This window comes from Pedococcus sp. P2_D7 (assembly GCF_056404295.1).
This window is the reverse complement of record NZ_JBFUEH010000002.1, coordinates 550,765-566,676: the sequence shown is the minus strand read 5'-3', so window position 1 is coordinate 566,676 and position 15,912 is coordinate 550,765. Positions and strand designations below refer to the sequence as shown.

Sequence of the window (15,912 nt, the reverse complement as noted above, 5' to 3'; positions counted from 1 at the left end):
CTCACAGCCTCGGAGGCGCGTCATGGTCGACCAGTCAACGAACCACCAGCCCAAGGGGATCGTCGTCGGGTACGACGACTCCCCCAGCTCCGTTGCAGCCGTGGAATGGGCTGCCGCGACGGCACTGGCGTGGGGCACGACCCTGACGGTGCTGCACACCGTTGACGTCGCGTCACCCCTCGCACAGGCATACGACGTCTCTCGGCTCCCTGAGTCGGTCGCCGAAGCCGGCCGAGAGGTGTTGGCCGAGGGCGTCGCCCGCGCCCAGAAGCTCGTGACGGATGCTTCACGCGTCGCTGGTCTGCTCGTCGTCGGTTCCCCTGCCGCCGAGCTGGTCCACGCATCCAAGGACGCCGACATCGTCGTCACCGGTAATAGGGGCCGCGGCCCGCTGGCGGCGGGGGTGTTGGGCTCGGTCGCCTTTGCCGTCACCGCCCACGCTGCGTGTCCAGCCGTGGTGGTGCGCGCCGACCATCCAGCCCACCCAGACCCCGACCATCGAGTCATCGTGGGCGTGGACGCGTCGCAGCCCTCGGAGCGTGCCTTGGACCTCGCGGCCGAGATGGCCGCGATCTCCGGCGCTGCCCTGCACATCGTCCACGTGGCCCATGGCTCCTTCTCCTCGGATGCGCAGGCGTACGTCGAGAGCTCCAGTGCCGGCACCGAGCACACGAATGCGGTGCGCACCCACGCGGAGGACACCGTCCAGGGCGCTGCCGAACGGGCGCGGGCAGCCTTCCCGGAGCTACCCATCGAGACCGAGGTCCTCTATGGGAGCGCGGGACACGTCCTCAGTCCGCTCGGGGCGCACGCAGCGCTCATCGTCGTGGGCAGCCGTGGACGGGGCGGGTTCGCAGGGCTGATGCTCGGCTCGGTCAGCCACACCGTCATCCACGAGGCACCGTGTCCGGTCATGATCGTGCGCGCCTGACAAGCCCGGTCGTGCCTTCGACGACCGCATCGGCAACGCCGGCCACCCTGGGCACAACCTTTGCGGGTTCCGGCGCGTCGAAGTGGTGAGGCGTTCCTTCGAGCCAAGGTGGTGGTCCCCGTGCGGACCCGTTCCCGTCTGATCCGTGGCCTCGCCATCGCCTTGGCCACGCTGGTGGTCTCCGTCGCCGCCCCCGCCGTCCCTCGAGCGCAGGCGGCGACGGCAGCAGAACTGGCCCAGGCGGCATACCTCCGGATGAGCACCGCTCAGCGCATCGGCCAGCTGTTCATGGTCGGCACGCCGGCCACCGGCCTGTCCTCCGCGGCGGCGACTGCGATCGGGACCTACCACGTCGGCAACGTGATCCTCACCGGCCGGTCCACCGCCGGCGCCGCACCGATCCGTGCGCTGACTGCTCGCCTCGAGCGGCTGGCGACGGGCCCCGCGACGGCCAGCGTCCCGCTGTGGATCGGCACGGACCAGGAGGGCGGTTACGTCCAGGTGCTGCAGGGCAGTGGTTTCTCGCGGATGCCGACCGCGCTCACCATGGGGACGTGGTCGACGACCACGCTGACGTCGTCGGCGCGCACGTGGGGTCGGCAGCTGCGCCGCTCAGGCTTGGACATGGACCTCGCCCCGGTGCTCGACACCGTGCCCGCGGCGACTGCGTCGACCAACGCGCCAATCGGCAACTGGCAGAGGGAGTTCGGCCACACGCCGACCGTCGTGACAGCCAAGGGCGGCGCCTTCCTCTCCGGCGAGCGAGCGGTCGACCTGGCGATGACGGCCAAGCACTTCCCGGGGCTGGGCTACGTGACCGCCAACACCGACACGACGGCGGGCGTCAAGGACACCGTCACGACGAGCGCGTCCGGGTCGATCGCGCCGTTCAGGGCGGCGGTCGCGAACGGCGTCCCGGTCGTCATGATGTCGTCGGCGATCTACACCAAGATCGACGCATCGCGACCGGCGGTCTTCTCGCCCACGGTGGTCACCGGCCTGCTGCGCACCAGCCTCGGCTTCCGCGGCGTCGTCATGAGCGACGACCTCGGCAACGCCAGAGCCGTTGCTGCGTGGTCGGCGGGCGAGCGCGCCGTCCGCTTCCTCGACGCCGGCGGCGACGAGGTCCTGACCGTCAACGCCTCGACCATCCCGGCGATGGTGGCTGCGGTGAAGGCGCGGGCCGCGTCGGACTCGGCGTTCCGCGGCAAGGTCGCGGCGGCTGTCATGCGGGTGTTGACCGCCAAGGCCGCCGAGGGGCTGCTCGGCCCTCGAGTCGCGCTGGACGGATCGCTCGGTGCACAGACGATCTCGGCACTGCAGCGCTGGCTCGGCGTCACCGTCACCGGTTCGCTCAGCTCGACGACGATCCGGGCGTTGCAGTCCAGGATCGGCACGACGGCCGACGGGGTGTGGGGTCCCGCGTCCGCGCGGGCCCTCCAGCTCTACCTGGGCATCGCGACCGATGGCGCGCGGACGTGGAACACCCGGACCGTGGCGCAGCTGCAGGGCTACCTCAACACCCAGCTCTGAGTGGGCAGGGAGGACCCGTTGTCCCGGTCCGCGACGCAGGTGAGGATGGGGTGGTGACAACACGGATGGTGCTGCTGGGGTGCCTGCTGCTGGCGACCGCCGGCTGCGGCGCAGCAGGGGACACTCCCGGGCGTGGCGCGAGTCCGACCACTCCCCCGCCGGCATCGTCCAGCTCGCCGACGTCCACACCCACTGATTCCTTCACCGAGGACCTCACCCCCACCTCACCGTCGGGCCGTGGGCGCGTGGTCACCGTCCGTGGCACCATCGCCGACGGGGCGGAGGCCGGCTGCCTGACCCTGACGGAGGCGGAAGGCTCGTGGCTGCTCGTGGGCCAGACGTCCGGGCTCAAGGCCGGAGACACGGTCACCGTCCGCGGGGCCGTGATGGAGGACCTGGTGACCACCTGCCAGCAGGGGCAGCCCCTCTGGGTGGACGAGGTGCTGGAGCGCTGACCCCTTGGTATGCCGCGGCGAGACCCATGCGTCGCGGCCGCCGGGCCTCGGCCGGCCGCACGCCATGCCTGGGCGGGACGCACTGGACCCCGCGGCCATGACGGTCGCGGGGTCCAGTGGTGAGGCGAGCTACGGGGTGACGGAGCCGACCACGACCGAGCCGGTGCCGAGCACCGCGCCCTGGCCAGAGAGGACACGCATCTCACCGAAGAGCTGACGACCTGCAGCGGGTGCTGCGTTCGCCGTGATCTGGCCCGTGACCGGTGCCGAGGCACCGGGCGCGAGGTCGAGGGCGGTCGCGGGGACCGTCAACGAACCGAGCGCGGGACTGAAGAACACATCGAGGTAGTCGTAGTCGGTGCTGCCGCTCGGGACGGCGTAGCCGTCGACCCGCACGGTGTAGGTGGCCGCCACCGGGTTGGTGATCGTCACCGACTCCTCGGAGTCACCGTCGGCCTGCTGGGCGACGACGGCGCCGCCGCGCAGGACGAACAGGTCGAGGTCGGCGCCCTGGTCGGACGGCTTCCCGATCGTCGCCGTGAGGCGCGTGGCGCCCGCAGGCACGACGACCTGGAACTCCTGCACCGCGTGGTTGGCGATGGTCTTGCGGCCGGAGACCGCGCTGCCGAGGACCCCGCCCTGCGGCGTGGCGGTGACCTGACCGAACTGGTTCGTCACCGTCCACGACACCGGAGCCGGCTGGCCCGCCGTCACCGAGGCGAGGGTCTGGGACGCCGGGTCGACGACCACGCCCTGGACCGCAGCCGCGATGGTGAACGGGTTGGCGAGGGTCGGCGTGGTGCGCCGCGCCTCGATCTCCATCTCCCAGATGCCCGGCAACGGGTTGGCGTACGACCGCGACGTGCTGTTGCACGACGGGTCGCTGAAGTTGGTGAAGCACACCAACGACGACGTGGACTCGACCGGAACGCCGTACGGGTTGAAGGCGATCCAGCGAACCTGGCTACCCGCCTGCACACCGCTGAGGTTGACCTGCAGGGCCTTGGCGCCCTCCGGGACCGTCACGTAGAACTTCTTCGTGAGGTTGCGCTCGACCGAGCCGGAAGTGGTCTTGGCGTAGGACGGTGCCACGAGGTCCTGCGAGAGGACCACGGTCAGGAGCACCCGCTGGTCGACGACCTTGGTCGCCGGGTCGTCGATCTCGAGGATCGCCGAGTGGGTGCCCGGAGTGCTCGTCCGTGCCTTGACCGGGATGTCGACCGACTCGCCCTTGGGCAGCGGCCGGCTGGTGGTCGGCAGCGAGAACGTGCCGTCGTTGCCGACGAGGCGCACGGTGTGCGCCACCCTGCCGTTCGCGCCGCTGGTGCGGGTCGCCTTGACGATGTACGTCTTGGACTCGCCCGAGACCTGGCCGCCGTGAGCCGCGTCGCAGCGGTTGTAGACGCCAGGGCCCTGGTTGGGCGTGGCCAGCAGCTCCGAGATCGGGGTGCAGACCGGCGCCGTCGTCGTGATGTCCTGCGCGAACGGCGTGGTCTTGAGCAGCTCCCACGCGCCGGGGATGTCGACCTGTCCCGCGCCCTGGCCGATGGCCTCGACGTTGTTGGCGTAGTCGGCCGAGCTGTAGAGCGAGTCACGCAGCTGACGAGTGGTCACCTGCACGCCGGTGGCCTTGGCGGCCGAGAGCAGCAGCGCCACGCCACCCGCGGTCTGCGGGGAGGCCATCGACGTGCCGTTGAAGTGCGCGTAGCCGGGCGGGAGTGAGTAGCCGGTCTCCGGGACCGCTCCGCCGGGCTGCCAGGTCGGGATCGAGGAGACCGCCGATCCGGGAGCCATCACGTTGGGCTTGAAGCCGCCGTCCTCACGCGGGCCGCGCGAGGAGTAGTTGTGCAGGGCAAGGTCAGACGAGACCTCGGCGCCGTAGTTCGACAGCCAGGTCTCCTTGGTGACCGAGGAGGCGACGCTGACGACCTTGGAGGCCACCGACGGGTCACCGATCGTGTTGATGCCGGGACCACTGTTGCCTGCCGAGATGACGAGCTGGACGCCACCGTCGATCAGGGCGTCGTAGAGCCGCGCCCGGGCGTTGTTGCCGTCGTTGAGGGCCGGCAGGCCACCGATCGACATGTTGATCACGTCCACACCGCGGTTCTCGGCGAGGTCGACCATCCCGTCGGTCAGCGCGACCGCGGTACAGCCACCGCCCCACGAGCAGGCCCGGGTCGAGACGATCTTGGCGCCGGGCGCCTGACCGTCCATCGCACCGCCGAACAGCCCGTGTCCGGCCGAGATGCCGGCGACGTGGGTGCCGTGGGCGGCCTCGACGACGCCGATGTTGACGAAGTCAGCGGTGCCCGGCAGGCCGGCCGGGGCCAGGCTGACGTCCTCGCGGTACTCGACGACGAACGGCATGGACTCGGCAATCGCGGTCGCCGGGTTGTCCGTGCCGAAGTGCCCGATGTCGAAGTTCTCCTTGTAGGGCCGCATCTTCTCTGCCGCCGCGAAGGTCTGGTCCTGGTTGGCATCGACCCAGATGTCGTGCGTGGTCTCGTTGTAGAGGATGCCCCAACGGTCGGTCGTGTCGCCGTCACGGTTGAAGTCACCGCCCGCCTCGTCGTTGAGGGAGATGCTCTCGGACACGCGCTGGAACTTGTAGCTGCCTGCGGGCGCGGTCCACGTGCCGGCACCGCTGATCGTGAAGGTCGGGCCGGTGACGGTGGTGAGCATCGCGCGCCAGGACCCGTCGCTCTCGAGCAGCGGGTCGGTGCCCGTCACCCAGTCGACGATCTTGCGCTCGCCGGTGCTGGTCGTCTGCAGGGCCGGGTGGTCCAGGTCGACACCGGAGTCGATGACGCCGATGGTGGTGCCACGACCGTCCCAGGTGTTGTGGGCGCTCTTGAAGGCGATGGAACCGATGTCGCGGGTCGGCATGTAGGGGTTGTTGTCCGGGGTGCTGGCGCCGGGCGCCGGCTGCGGCGCTGCCAGGGATGCGGCGGAGGGCTTCTCCGCCTCGGGCCTCGGAAGGGGGATCGACTCGTTGAGGTCGACCGCCAGGACGGCCGCGGACTTGGCCAGTGCGTCGACCTGGCCGGTCGGCACGCTGGCGCTGACGTAGCCGTACTTGTCGCTGACCTTGGCGACCCAACCGCCGGCGGCCTTGATGCTCTTGGCTGTCGCCGTCGCCTGGCCCTTGCCGGTGGCGACCATGATGGTCACCCGCGGGGTGCCCTTGTGCTGAGCCCGGGTGAGCAGCTCGCGGTCGTGCTGACCGAGCTTGTCGTTCGCCTTGGCCTTCTTGATCTTGCCCTGAGCGGACAGGGCGGTGGGGGCCTTGTCACTTCCTGCGCGGTCTCCGGGGGCTGCGCCCGCCATGGGGGCGCTGGCTGCTGCGACAAGTCCTGCCGCAGCTATCCCAGCGATCGTCGTGAGGCCGCGGCGCGTAGCGCGTGGTCTGGTCACGGTGGTGTCCCTTCAGTCGTCCTGCAGGTCCTCCTGAGCTGCAGGCGTCCGCGCTCCGGGGTGGCCGGGGGCGAACCGGGTCAGTGTGGCCCGGCAGGGATGGAGTTGGCTTCGTCCGTTGGGTAAAGACTTGGTCTGAACTGCAGGTCGACCGGCCTCCAAGAGGAGAGACACCTCTTCAATCGTGCTCCGTCGCCGCTGCTACCGCCGGAGCCACCGCTGCGTCACTGCTTGAGGTGGGCCGGGTCGCCCATGACGACGACGGGACTCGCCTCGACCCTGAGGTGAAGCAACAGGTAGCGCAGACCCGCTTCGGGTATTGATATGCAGCCGTGCGTGGGCCCGTCGTGGTCGACGTGCAGCCAGATGCCGCCCCCGCGTTGGGCGCCCATCGGACGCGCGACGTCCAGGGGTGACCTTCCGGGGACACGGTTGTAGTCGACGGCGATGACGTAGTCGAACGCGTCGGCCATCGAGTCACCAAAACCCGGTTGCCTGGGAGGGGGGAGGAAGGCTGTCGACCGGTGGTACGGCAGGTCTGATCCGGGGTTGGGTTTGCGGCCGCCAGCGTCGCTCAGGGCGAAGGTACCCACGGGGGTCTTGAGGTCTCCTTCCACGTGACGGGTGGCCCAGCCCTCCTTCCCGACGTGTCCCTGCCATGCGGCCACGCGGAGCCAGCTGGCATCGACGTCTTGGTAGAACTCGACAGTGGCTGCGCTCGACGTCGGTCCCGCTCCGCGGACCACGATCACCTGGGTGGTCCCTGCTGAGATGGTGCTGAGCGTTCGCGGTCCGAGGGGCAGTGCCCGCGGACGTGCCGCGGTTTGTTTGGGGGCCGGCACGGCGGAGTTGGCCGCATCCCCGGACGATCCGTCTGTCGCGCTGGGCTCGGCGACCTCGGTGGATGCCGGCCGCTCGAAACGGCCTGGGGGATCGTGGAAGGGCCCGATCCCGAGGAGGGCGAAGGCAGCCAAGCCAATGGCTGTCCCGCTTGCCAGCGCGGCCAGGTTCGCGACCCACCGCAGCAGGGTTGGGGGTCGCTTGCTCGGTGCGCGATGTGATCCGGCGGAGCGGGTGCGCCGAGCTGTCCTGGAGCGCCTGTCACCCGACATGCCGCGAGTCTACGGCCGCGTGGAGAAAGGAAACGGCTCCCGACCTGTTGGTGCAGGTGGGGAGCCGTTTCGTGCTGAGCCGCCTATCGGAATCGAACCGATGACCTATTCATTACGAGTGAATCGCTCTGGCCGACTGAGCTAAGGCGGCGGGTGCCCGAAGGCACGGACGATGAGTATACGGATGACCCGGCAGATTTCCGAACCGGCCCGAGGGCCCCGGCGAACCTGCCACGGAACCGAGCCACGCGGCACACCGTCCCACCCCCATGAGCACCCAGCAGATGTCCCGTGGAGCGGTCGCCGCGGCGACCGCGGCGATGCTCGGAGCGGCCTTCTGGGTCGGCTCCCACTCCGGCCGGGAAGCCTCGGCCGCACCACTCGTCTCCTACCCGATCGCCACCAACCCTGGCACTCCCGGCTATCCGGCCAGCACCCCCGGCATCACGGTCACCGGCACCTCGGAGGTGGCCGGCAAGCCCGACACGCTGCGCCTCGACCTCAGCGTCCAGACTCGCGCCGACACGGTCGCCAAGGCCCTGGAGTCGGCCAACTCGATCACCGCCCGCGTCCAGTCCTCCCTGACGAGGAACGGCGTGGCCGGCAAGGACATCCAGACCTCCAACCTCCAGGTCCAGCCCGAGTACTCCTACCCCACCAACGGCAACCCGGTCGTCAAGGGCTACACCGTCAGCGAGGGCGTCACCGCCACGCTGCGCAACCTCGGCAAGTCGGGCAACGCGATCTCCGCGGCCGTCACCGCGGGTGGAAATGCCGTGCAGGTCAACGGGATCAGCCTCGACCTCGAGGACAACGGCAAGCTCCTCAGCACCGCCCGCGACCGCGCGGTCGCCAACGCCAAGACCAAGGCCGAGCAGTACGCCAAGGCCTCCGGACGTGACCTCGGCGCCGTCGTCAGCATCTCCGAGACCATCTCCGACCCGCCGCCGGTGGCCTACGACGTCCGCGCCATGGCCAGCAAGGACAGCGCGTCACCGGTGCCGATCCAGCCAGGTAGCGAGAACGTCGGCGTGACGGTCACCGTCGTCTACGCCTTCCGCTGAGGGGAGCCGCAGCCCGACTCAGCCAGTGGGTATGCCGGGTGGTCACCGCCGAGGTGACCACCCGGCATACCTCAGCGGGCAGTTCGTTCAGCACCGCGTGTGGTCGGCGGGGACCTTGCCCTTGGTGTAGTAGTCGTTGACGGCGTTGTCGATGCACTTGTTGGACTGGGTGTAGGCCGTGTGGCCGTCGCCGTCGAAGGTCAGCAGGCGCGCGTTGGCGAGCTGGTCACGCTCGCGCACCGCCCACTCGTAGGGGGTCGCGGGGTCGCGGGTCGTGCCGATCACGACGATCGGGCCGCTGCCCTCCGCGCTGATCTTGCGTGGACCGCTGCCGGCCTTGACCGGCCAGCTGCTGCACGTGGCCGCACCCCAGGCCAGGGCCGGGCCGAAGACGGGGGCCTTGACGCTCGCCTTGGCGACGAGGTCCTCGTAGTACTTCGGGTCAGGGCTACCCGGGTTGTCGAGGCAGCTGATGGAGTAGAACGCCTCGAGCAGGTTGGAGGTGTACTTGCCAGTGGGGTTGCGCCGGGCGTACTCGTCGGAGAGCAGCATCAGCTTGGTGCCGGTGTCCTGGGTGACGACCTGGCGCAACGCCTCGGTGAGCGGCTTCCACAACCGGGTGTCGTACATCGCCTGGGCGACGCCGAGGGTCGCCCAGCCCTCGGTGAGCTCGGACTCCCGCCCGTCGCGCATCGGCACGGGAGTGGTGTCGAGCCGCTTCAACAGGTCGCCCAGCCCTGACATCACCTCGGACTCGGAGCCGCCGAGGGGGCAATTGCCCCGCCTGACGCAGTCCCTGGCCCAGGAGTGCGCTGCACGCTCGAACCCCTCTGCCTGGCCGACGGCCGTCTCCGTCCAGGTGAGGTCCGGAGGGAGCACACCGTCGAGGACGAACCGCCCGACCAGCTGGGGGAACAGCCCGGCATAGACCGCCCCGAGCTGCGTGCCGTAGGACTTGCCGAGGTAGTTGAGCTTGGCGTCGCCGAGGGCCGACCGCAGGATGTCCATGTCCTTGGCCGTCTCCTCGGTGGAGATGTGGCCGAGGAGGGGGCCGGTGCGCTGGAGGCAGCCCTCGGCGAGCACCTTCATCGAGCCGAGGTACTTGTCCACCTCGCCGGAGTCGTCGGGCGTGGGGTCCTGGGCGAGGAAGCCGTCCATCTCCTGGTCGGACAGGCAGTCGACCGGGCTGGAGCGCTGCACGCCACGAGGGTCGAACCCGACGACGTCGAACCGCTGCCGCACCGGCTTGCCGACGATGATGTCGGCGGCGCGGGCGTAGTCGATGCCCGATGCCCCGGGACCCCCGGGGTTCACGACGAGGGAGCCGAGCCGCTGCGCCTTCTTCGTGGCGCGCATCCGCACCACCTGCACACTGATCGCCGGACCGTCGGGCTTGGCGTAGTCCAGCGGGACGGACAGGCCGGCGCACTCCCCGACGACGCAGCCCTTCCAGGCCAACGTCTGCCCGTAGAACTTCGCGAGCGCCTCGGACCCGGCCGGGGGCGTGCGTGCGGTGCTCGGCAGTGGCGTGACGGCGGGCCCGGAGTCGCCACCGGGCACCAGGGAGCAGCCGGTCAGCCCCATCGACAGCCCCATCGACAGAGCGGCTGCCGCGGCTACCAGGACTCGTCGCCTCGCAGTCATGCGGTCGACCGTATCCCGAGCTGCTGGGGAGCCCTCACCGCGGCACGCGCAGCGAGATCGCCATGGCCTCCAGGGTGAGCAGGGGCGCGACGTTGAGACCGATGCGCTCGCGGGCGGTGCCGATGGCGTCCATCGCCTGGAGCAGCTGCTCCGCGCTCATCGACCGGGCGACGCCCTGCACGATCGGCAGGCTGTCCTGGTTGACCAGCCCCAGGGCTGCTCCGCTGTGCAGGATCAACGCGTCGCGGTAGACCGAGAGGAGGTCGACGAGCGACCGGTCGAGCACGTCGCGGGAGTGTCGCGTGGCCCGCGCCTTCTGCTCCTTCTCGAGGCCCGAGAGCTGGCTGCGGATGTGGGGCGGCTGGGTGCGCGCGGAGGGGTCGGCCCCCAGCACCTCCATCAGCCTTTGCCGCTCCGCGGTGTCGCGCTCGGCTGCGGCGGCCGTGGACTCCTCGTCGGCGATGGACGCGAGGTCGGCGGCGGCGCCGATCGCGTCGCCCACGCCGTGGATCCTCCCCGCGAGGCTGATCACGTCGCGGCGACGGATGCGGGCACCCTCGTCCCGAGCCAGCCGGCGCGCGAGGCCGACGTGGCTCTGGGCCGCTCGCGCGGCATACATGGCCATCGGCATCTCGACACCGTCGCGGCGGTGGAGGAGCTCGGCGACCGCTTCGGCGGGAGGGGTGCGCAGGCGCACGTGGCGCGACCGCGAACGAAGGGTGATGACGACGTCCTCGAGCGAGGGGGCGCAGAGGATCCAGACGGTGCGCGGCACCGGCTCCTCGATCGCCTTGAGCAGCGCGTCGGCCGCCCGCTCGGTCAGGCGGTCGGCGTCCTCGACGATGATCACCCGCCACGGTCCGACCGAGGGTCGCAGCGCCGACATGGCAGCCAGCTCACGGGCCTGCTCGACCTTGATCGACAACCCCTCGGTGGCGATGACGTCGACGTCGGCATGGGTGCCGTCGACCGCGGTGCGGCACTCGCGGCACTCCCCGCAGCCGTCGAGGGGACACTCCAGGGCGGCCGCGAAGGCGCGGGCCGCCACGGACCGCCCGGACCCCGGCGGACCGGTCAGCAGCCAGGCGTGCGTCATCGACGCGGGGTCGGTGACCGCGCGCCGGAGCGTGGCGACCGCCGAGTCCTGACCGATGACGTCGCGCCAGACGGTCACGGCAGGACCCCCATGCCACGCAGGCGCTCGACGACCCGTGCGTGGATCTCGGCGGGGCTGAGTGTGCCGTCGACGACGACATAGCGCTGCGGGTTGCCCTGGGCCATCGCGAGGTAGTGGGCCCGGATCGCCTCGTGGAAGGTGTCTTCCTCGGCCTCCAGCCGGTCGTGCACGTCGCCGCGCCTGCGCCGCCCCTCCTGTGCCGAGACGTCGACCACCACGGTGAGGTCGGGCACCAGGTCGTCGACCGCCCACATGTTGAGGTCGTGGATCTCCTGGGCGCCGAGATCGCGCCCCGCTCCCTGGTAGGCCACCGAGGAGTCGGTGTAGCGGTCGGTGAGGACGACCTCGCCCCGGTCGAGCGCCGGCTTGATGAGCTGGTCGACGTGGTGGGCCTTGTCGGCGGCGAACAGCAGGGCCTCGGCCCGCGGGGCGACGTGGTCGCCGTGGAGCACCAGGTCGCGGATCTCGCGACCCAGCGTGGTGCCGCCGGGCTGACGGGTCACCGTCACGGTGCGACCGGCGGCCTCGAGAGCTTCGCGCAGCAGGGCCACCTGGGTGGACTTGCCGGCGCCGTCGCCGCCCTCGAAGGCGATGAAGAGTCCGTCGGTCACGGGCCGAGCCTAGGCCAGCGGGCGGACAGGGCATGCGCGCGAGGTATGCCGCGTGGCCGGCCTGGCCACGCGGCATACCTCCGTGGGTGGAGCGGGTGGGTCAGGAGGTGCGGCGACGGACGCCGTAGGCACCCGCACCGACCAGCACCAGGGCGGCACCGAGGCCGGCCAGGGGCAGGTTGTCCGAGCCGGTCTCCGGCAGGGTCGGACGGGCTGCGGCGGCAGGAGCCGGAGCGGCGACAGCCGCGGCGAGGACGGTGAAGTCACCGACACCGAACGCGGTCGGGAAGTCCGCCGAGTCGGGGTCGCTGAGGGGACGGACAGTGTGACGGACGAGCGGCACAGGTATGCCGCGTGGCCGGCTCAGCCCGCGGCACACCGGGGTCGGCCCAGGTGCGCCTTGACGGTCGGTCAGGCGTCGAGGTGCCGTCGCCCACCACCCCCGTCACGACGAGCCGGCTACGACGATCCGGAGGTGGCCCACTCGGCCGCGGTCACGGCATACAGGTAGTCGTCCATGCGGGGGTGTCCCCCGCCCTCGCTGCCCGCGGCGGTGACCCCGATCTGACGCAGCCCGACCTTCTCCAGCACCCGTTGCGACGCGACGTTGGGCACGAACACGTCGGCCTGCACCATGACCACTCCGAGCTCGCTGAAGCACAGTCGCACGAGCGCCTCGGCCACCTCGGTGGCCAGCCCTCGGCCGGCGCTCGCGGGGTGGAGCGTGTAGCCGATGAACGCCGTCCGCATGCCGTTGTCGTCGGGCTCGAACCGGACCATACAGTCCCCGACCACAGCGCCCTCCACCTCGATCACGAGTCCCAGCAACGGTTTCGGGTGTCCGGGCTGGGAGCGCTCGAGGTTCTCGGCGATGCGCTCGTCGACGTCGGACGGGGTCAGCGGACCGCGCCCGAGGTAGGTCGTGACGTCCGCACGGCTGCGGTAGGAGTGCACCGCGTCACGGTCGCCCGGGACGACCGGCCGCAGCGACGTGCGACGGGTGCGGAGCGGCCACGACAAGGCCGCGAAGCCGACCGGTCCAGTCACCATCGTCCGAGCGTAGGACAGCGCCGGGGCCGCTGCTGCCCGGCGCCTCCCCCGATCTACTGCTCCTGGCGGTCGGCGTTGGCGTAGATCGCGTCGCGGACGTAGAGCGCCATGCCGGGCCGGATCTCGTCGTAGGTCGCCGTGAACCTCGGGTCGCTCGTGTACATGTCCGCGAGGTTGCGGTGGAACTGGGGCGAGCAGTCGTAGAAGCGCTCGTTGATGTTGCGCCGGTGGGCTTCGGCGGCATCCATCGCCGCGGCGCTCGTGGGCGGCTCGCCGGCGTCCATCGCGTCGGTGAACCCCTGGTGCAGGGCGTCGCTCTCGGCCTTCACCGCTGCCCAGTCGGCCTTGGTGTAGTTCTTGGTGCGGCGCTGCGACTGCTGCCACGCGTCGCTGTCACCCCACCGCTGCTCGGCTTCCGCCTGGGCGTCCTCGAACCCGTCGCCGAAGAGCTCCTTCAGGTCCTCGGCGGTGGCTTGTTCGTCGTTCATCTCTCTCTCCAGTGCTCGGTCGATGGCCGTGACGAGGTCGCTCATCTCGTCGAGCCGTTGCTGGACCGCTGCGCGCTGACGACGCAGGTGCTGCTCGACGCTCTCGGGGTGGTCGAGGAGGAGTGCGATCTCCTCCAGGGCGAACCCGAGGCGGCGGTAGACGACCACGTGCTGCAGGCGGGTGAGGTCGTCAGCCGTGTACAGCCGGTAGCCCGCCGGCGATCGCTCGCTCGGCCGGAGCAGCCCGATCTCGTCGTAGTGGTGCAAGGTCCGCACCGTGACGTCGAGCCGCTCGGCTACCTGCCCCACGGTGAGCAGCGTCTGTGTCCGCTCGGTCATGCGACCACTGTGACGCCTCACGCCGCGTGAGGGTCAAGCCCTTCCTCCGACGCGCACCTTTATCGGGTTTAGGGGGAATGTTGCGCTTCACCCGACTTCCCTTCTCGGGTGAAGCACAACCAAGTCCCTAAACCCGATAAAGGGGCGGCGGGGGGTCAGAGGTCGCGGACGTGACGGCGCTTCCGGAGCCAGGAGTTGAGCCCGTTGCGGGCCGTGCCCCAGATGCCGTGCCGGAACGCCAGCACGATGATCACGAAGATCGCGCCGGTCACGATGCCGATGCCGTTGAAGCCCGACGACGCCAGCTGGTCCTCGAGGGTCACCACGAGGGCAGCGCCGACGACCGCTCCCCACAGGGTGCCGATCCCGCCCAGGACCGTGATGAGCACGACCTTGCCGGAGGTGGTCCAGATGAGCTCCTGCAACGACGCGAACCCGTGGCTGATCGAGAAGACGCCACCGGCGAGCCCGGCCAGTCCGGCCGACAGCACGAACGCCATGATCTTGTATCGCTCGACGTCGTACCCCAGGGCCCTGGCCCGGGCCGGGTTGTCGCGGATCGCGACGAGCACCCGTCCGAACGGGCTGTTGACGGTGCGCCAGGCGATGAACACCCCGAGCAGGATGATCGGCAGCGCCGAGTAGTAGAAGTAGAACGAGTCGGCGTTGATGGTGTCGGTGGCGGGGCCGAGGTTCTTCGGGATGCCCTGCAGCCCGTTCTCGCCACCGGTGACCGAGCGCCACTGGTTGGCGATGAAGTAGACCATCTGCGCGAAGGCCAGCGTCACCATGGCGAAGTAGATGCCGGTGCGCTTCACGGACAGGTAGCCGATCGGCACGGCCAGCACCATCGCGGCGACGGCGCCTCCGAGGACGGCCAGCGGGAAGGGCACGCCGAAGTGGGTGGCGATGAGGCCGGTCGTGTAGGCCGAGGTGCCCCAGAAGGCGGCGTGCCCGAACGACAGTAGCCCCGTGTAGCCGAGCAACAGGTCGACCGAGATGGCGAACAGCGCCCACGCGGCGATGTCCATCGCCACCGGCGGGTAGATGAACCAGGGCAGCGCGAGCGTCACCAGCAGGCCGACCGCCAGCATCGCCCAGCGGATGGCGGGACGACGCTCCGTGACCACCGGACCGGCCGGCAGCTCGACGTCGACCTTGTTCTCCAGCTGTGAGCTCATGATGCGGCCTCCTCTCGCCCGAACAGCCCGGAGGGCCGGACCAGGATCACCAACGCCATCAACATGAAGATGAACACCTGGCTGAACCGACCGGCATACCCCTGGCCGTAGGCCTCGACGAGGCCCACCAGGAAGCCGGCGACGACGGCGCCGAGGATCGAGCCGAGCCCGCCGATCACGACCACGGCGAACAGGATGATGATGAAGAAGCTGCCCATGTCGGCGGTGACCGACCCGGTCGGCGCCCGTAGCACCCCGGCCAACCCGGCCAGAGCGATGCCGAAGCCGAAAACCGGTGTCACCCAACGGCTCACGTTGATGCCGAGCGCCCGGGACCGTTCGGCGTCCTCGGTGGAGGCGCGCACGATCATGCCGACGCGGGTCTTGGTGAGCACCAGCCAGACCGCGAGGCAGACCACGATCGAGAAGACCGCGGCGAACACCTGGTAGGTCGACAGCGAGACCGAGCCGACGGTGATCCGGCCGTCGAGCCCGGACGGCAGCGGGTAGGGCAGACCGGAGACGCCGTACTTGCGCTTGACCACGTCGACGAGCAGGAGCGTGAGCCCGAAGGTCAGCAGGAAGTTGTAGAGCGGGTCGAGCCGCAACAGCCACTGGACCAGCAGCCGCTCCATCAGCACGCCGAAGAGGAACATCGCGATCGTCATGAGCGGCAGCGCCCACCAGAACCCGAGGCCGGTGGCGTCGAGCAGGACGGCCGCGCCGACCGCGCCGAGCATGTAGCAGGCGCCGTGGCTGAAGTTGACCACTCCGAGGACACCGAAGATCACGGCCAGTCCCAGCGCGGCCAGCGCGTAGAAGCCACCGAGGGCCAGGCCCTGGAGCGTGTACTGGATGAAGGCGGTCATGTGGCTTCCCGTTGCGGTCGGTGCGGTGCGGTGTCCCTGAG

The 15,912-nt window shown here is 70.3% G+C and carries 14 protein-coding genes and 1 tRNA gene; 4 read left to right on the top strand and 11 right to left on the bottom strand.

All coding sequences use genetic code 11. From position 1 onward, the window contains the following. Positions 1–22: 22 nt before the first annotated feature. From AC1DWJ_RS06215 to AC1DWJ_RS06205, 3 genes are all read left to right on the top strand, one after another. Positions 23–931, top strand: coding sequence for a universal stress protein (locus AC1DWJ_RS06215; RefSeq protein WP_477620271.1), 909 nt, complete (start codon positions 23–25; stop codon positions 929–931). Positions 932–1,051: 120 nt separating this feature from the next. Next, the gene (locus tag AC1DWJ_RS06210) at positions 1,052–2,464 is read left to right on the top strand and encodes a glycoside hydrolase family 3 N-terminal domain-containing protein (protein ID WP_477620270.1); all 1,413 of its coding nucleotides are present in this window, start codon (positions 1,052–1,054) and stop codon (positions 2,462–2,464) included. Positions 2,465–2,517: 53 nt separating this feature from the next. Next, positions 2,518–2,919, top strand: a complete 402-nt coding sequence (locus AC1DWJ_RS06205; protein ID WP_457256356.1) for a hypothetical protein — start codon at positions 2,518–2,520, stop codon at positions 2,917–2,919. Positions 2,920–3,048: 129 nt separating this feature from the next. Here AC1DWJ_RS06205 and AC1DWJ_RS06200 read toward each other — a convergent pair whose 3' ends face one another. From AC1DWJ_RS06200 to AC1DWJ_RS06190, 3 genes are all read right to left on the bottom strand, one after another. Beyond that, the gene (locus AC1DWJ_RS06200; RefSeq protein ID WP_477620269.1) at positions 3,049–6,249 is read right to left on the bottom strand and encodes a S8 family serine peptidase; all 3,201 of its coding nucleotides are present in this window, start codon (positions 6,247–6,249) and stop codon (positions 3,049–3,051) included. 311 nt (positions 6,250–6,560) lie between these two features. Then, positions 6,561–7,448 (bottom strand): L,D-transpeptidase family protein, encoded by an 888-nt coding sequence (locus AC1DWJ_RS06195; protein ID WP_477620268.1) that lies wholly within the window; start codon positions 7,446–7,448, stop codon positions 6,561–6,563. Positions 7,449–7,525: 77 nt separating this feature from the next. Then, a tRNA-Thr gene (locus AC1DWJ_RS06190) sits at positions 7,526–7,599 on the bottom strand. Positions 7,600–7,717: 118 nt separating this feature from the next. On the opposite strand from AC1DWJ_RS06190, the gene AC1DWJ_RS06185 reads away from it, so the two are divergent. Continuing rightward, positions 7,718–8,512, top strand: coding sequence for an SIMPL domain-containing protein (locus AC1DWJ_RS06185; protein ID WP_477620267.1), 795 nt, complete (start codon positions 7,718–7,720; stop codon positions 8,510–8,512). Positions 8,513–8,599: 87 nt separating this feature from the next. On the opposite strand, the gene AC1DWJ_RS06180 is transcribed toward AC1DWJ_RS06185, so the two are convergent. From AC1DWJ_RS06180 to AC1DWJ_RS06145, 8 genes are all read right to left on the bottom strand, one after another. Next, a complete protein-coding gene (locus AC1DWJ_RS06180; RefSeq protein ID WP_477620266.1) occupies positions 8,600–10,156 on the bottom strand; it encodes an alpha/beta hydrolase in 1,557 nt (518 codons plus the stop codon). Positions 10,157–10,190: 34 nt separating this feature from the next. Continuing rightward, positions 10,191–11,330, bottom strand: a complete 1,140-nt coding sequence (locus tag AC1DWJ_RS06175; RefSeq protein WP_477620265.1) for a DNA polymerase III subunit delta' — start codon at positions 11,328–11,330, stop codon at positions 10,191–10,193. After that, complete coding sequence (gene tmk, locus AC1DWJ_RS06170; RefSeq protein WP_477620264.1) at positions 11,327–11,944, bottom strand: dTMP kinase; 618 nt, start codon at positions 11,942–11,944, stop codon at positions 11,327–11,329. Before tmk ends, AC1DWJ_RS06175 begins: the two co-directional genes overlap by 4 nt. A gap of 100 nt (positions 11,945–12,044) precedes the next feature. After that, a complete protein-coding gene (locus tag AC1DWJ_RS06165; RefSeq protein WP_457256346.1) occupies positions 12,045–12,287 on the bottom strand; it encodes an LPXTG cell wall anchor domain-containing protein in 243 nt (80 codons plus the stop codon). Between the two features lie 116 nt (positions 12,288–12,403). Next, on the bottom strand, positions 12,404–12,994 hold the full coding sequence (locus AC1DWJ_RS06160; protein ID WP_457256344.1) for a GNAT family N-acetyltransferase: 591 nt from the start codon (positions 12,992–12,994) through the stop codon (positions 12,404–12,406). 53 nt (positions 12,995–13,047) lie between these two features. After that, complete coding sequence (locus AC1DWJ_RS06155) at positions 13,048–13,821, bottom strand: MerR family transcriptional regulator (RefSeq protein WP_457256343.1); 774 nt, start codon at positions 13,819–13,821, stop codon at positions 13,048–13,050. A gap of 155 nt (positions 13,822–13,976) precedes the next feature. After that, positions 13,977–15,002, bottom strand: coding sequence for a branched-chain amino acid ABC transporter permease (locus tag AC1DWJ_RS06150; RefSeq protein WP_477620263.1), 1,026 nt, complete (start codon positions 15,000–15,002; stop codon positions 13,977–13,979). Continuing rightward, positions 14,999–15,871: a branched-chain amino acid ABC transporter permease gene (locus AC1DWJ_RS06145; protein WP_457256340.1), complete on the bottom strand. Its 873-nt coding sequence runs from the start codon at positions 15,869–15,871 to the stop codon at positions 14,999–15,001. Before AC1DWJ_RS06145 ends, AC1DWJ_RS06150 begins: the two co-directional genes overlap by 4 nt. Positions 15,872–15,912: the final 41 nt, after the last annotated feature.

Bases quoted from the DNA above. Each gene is read 5' to 3' on its own strand.
- AC1DWJ_RS06195 (WP_477620268.1), bottom strand. From the start codon at position 7,448: ATGTCGGGTGACAGGCGCTCCAGGACAGCTCGGCGCACCCGCTCCGCC.
- AC1DWJ_RS06185 (WP_477620267.1), top strand. From the start codon at position 7,718: ATGAGCACCCAGCAGATGTCCCGTGGAGCGGTCGCCGCGGCGACCGCG.
- AC1DWJ_RS06145 (WP_457256340.1), bottom strand. From the start codon at position 15,871: ATGACCGCCTTCATCCAGTACACGCTCCAGGGCCTGGCCCTCGGTGGC.
- AC1DWJ_RS06150 (WP_477620263.1), bottom strand. From the start codon at position 15,002: ATGAGCTCACAGCTGGAGAACAAGGTCGACGTCGAGCTGCCGGCCGGT.
- AC1DWJ_RS06160 (WP_457256344.1), bottom strand. From the start codon at position 12,994: ATGGTGACTGGACCGGTCGGCTTCGCGGCCTTGTCGTGGCCGCTCCGC.
- AC1DWJ_RS06155 (WP_457256343.1), bottom strand. From the start codon at position 13,821: ATGACCGAGCGGACACAGACGCTGCTCACCGTGGGGCAGGTAGCCGAG.
- AC1DWJ_RS06200 (WP_477620269.1), bottom strand. From the start codon at position 6,249: ATGGCGGGCGCAGCCCCCGGAGACCGCGCAGGAAGTGACAAGGCCCCC.
- AC1DWJ_RS06215 (WP_477620271.1), top strand. From the start codon at position 23: ATGGTCGACCAGTCAACGAACCACCAGCCCAAGGGGATCGTCGTCGGG.
- AC1DWJ_RS06180 (WP_477620266.1), bottom strand. From the start codon at position 10,156: ATGACTGCGAGGCGACGAGTCCTGGTAGCCGCGGCAGCCGCTCTGTCG.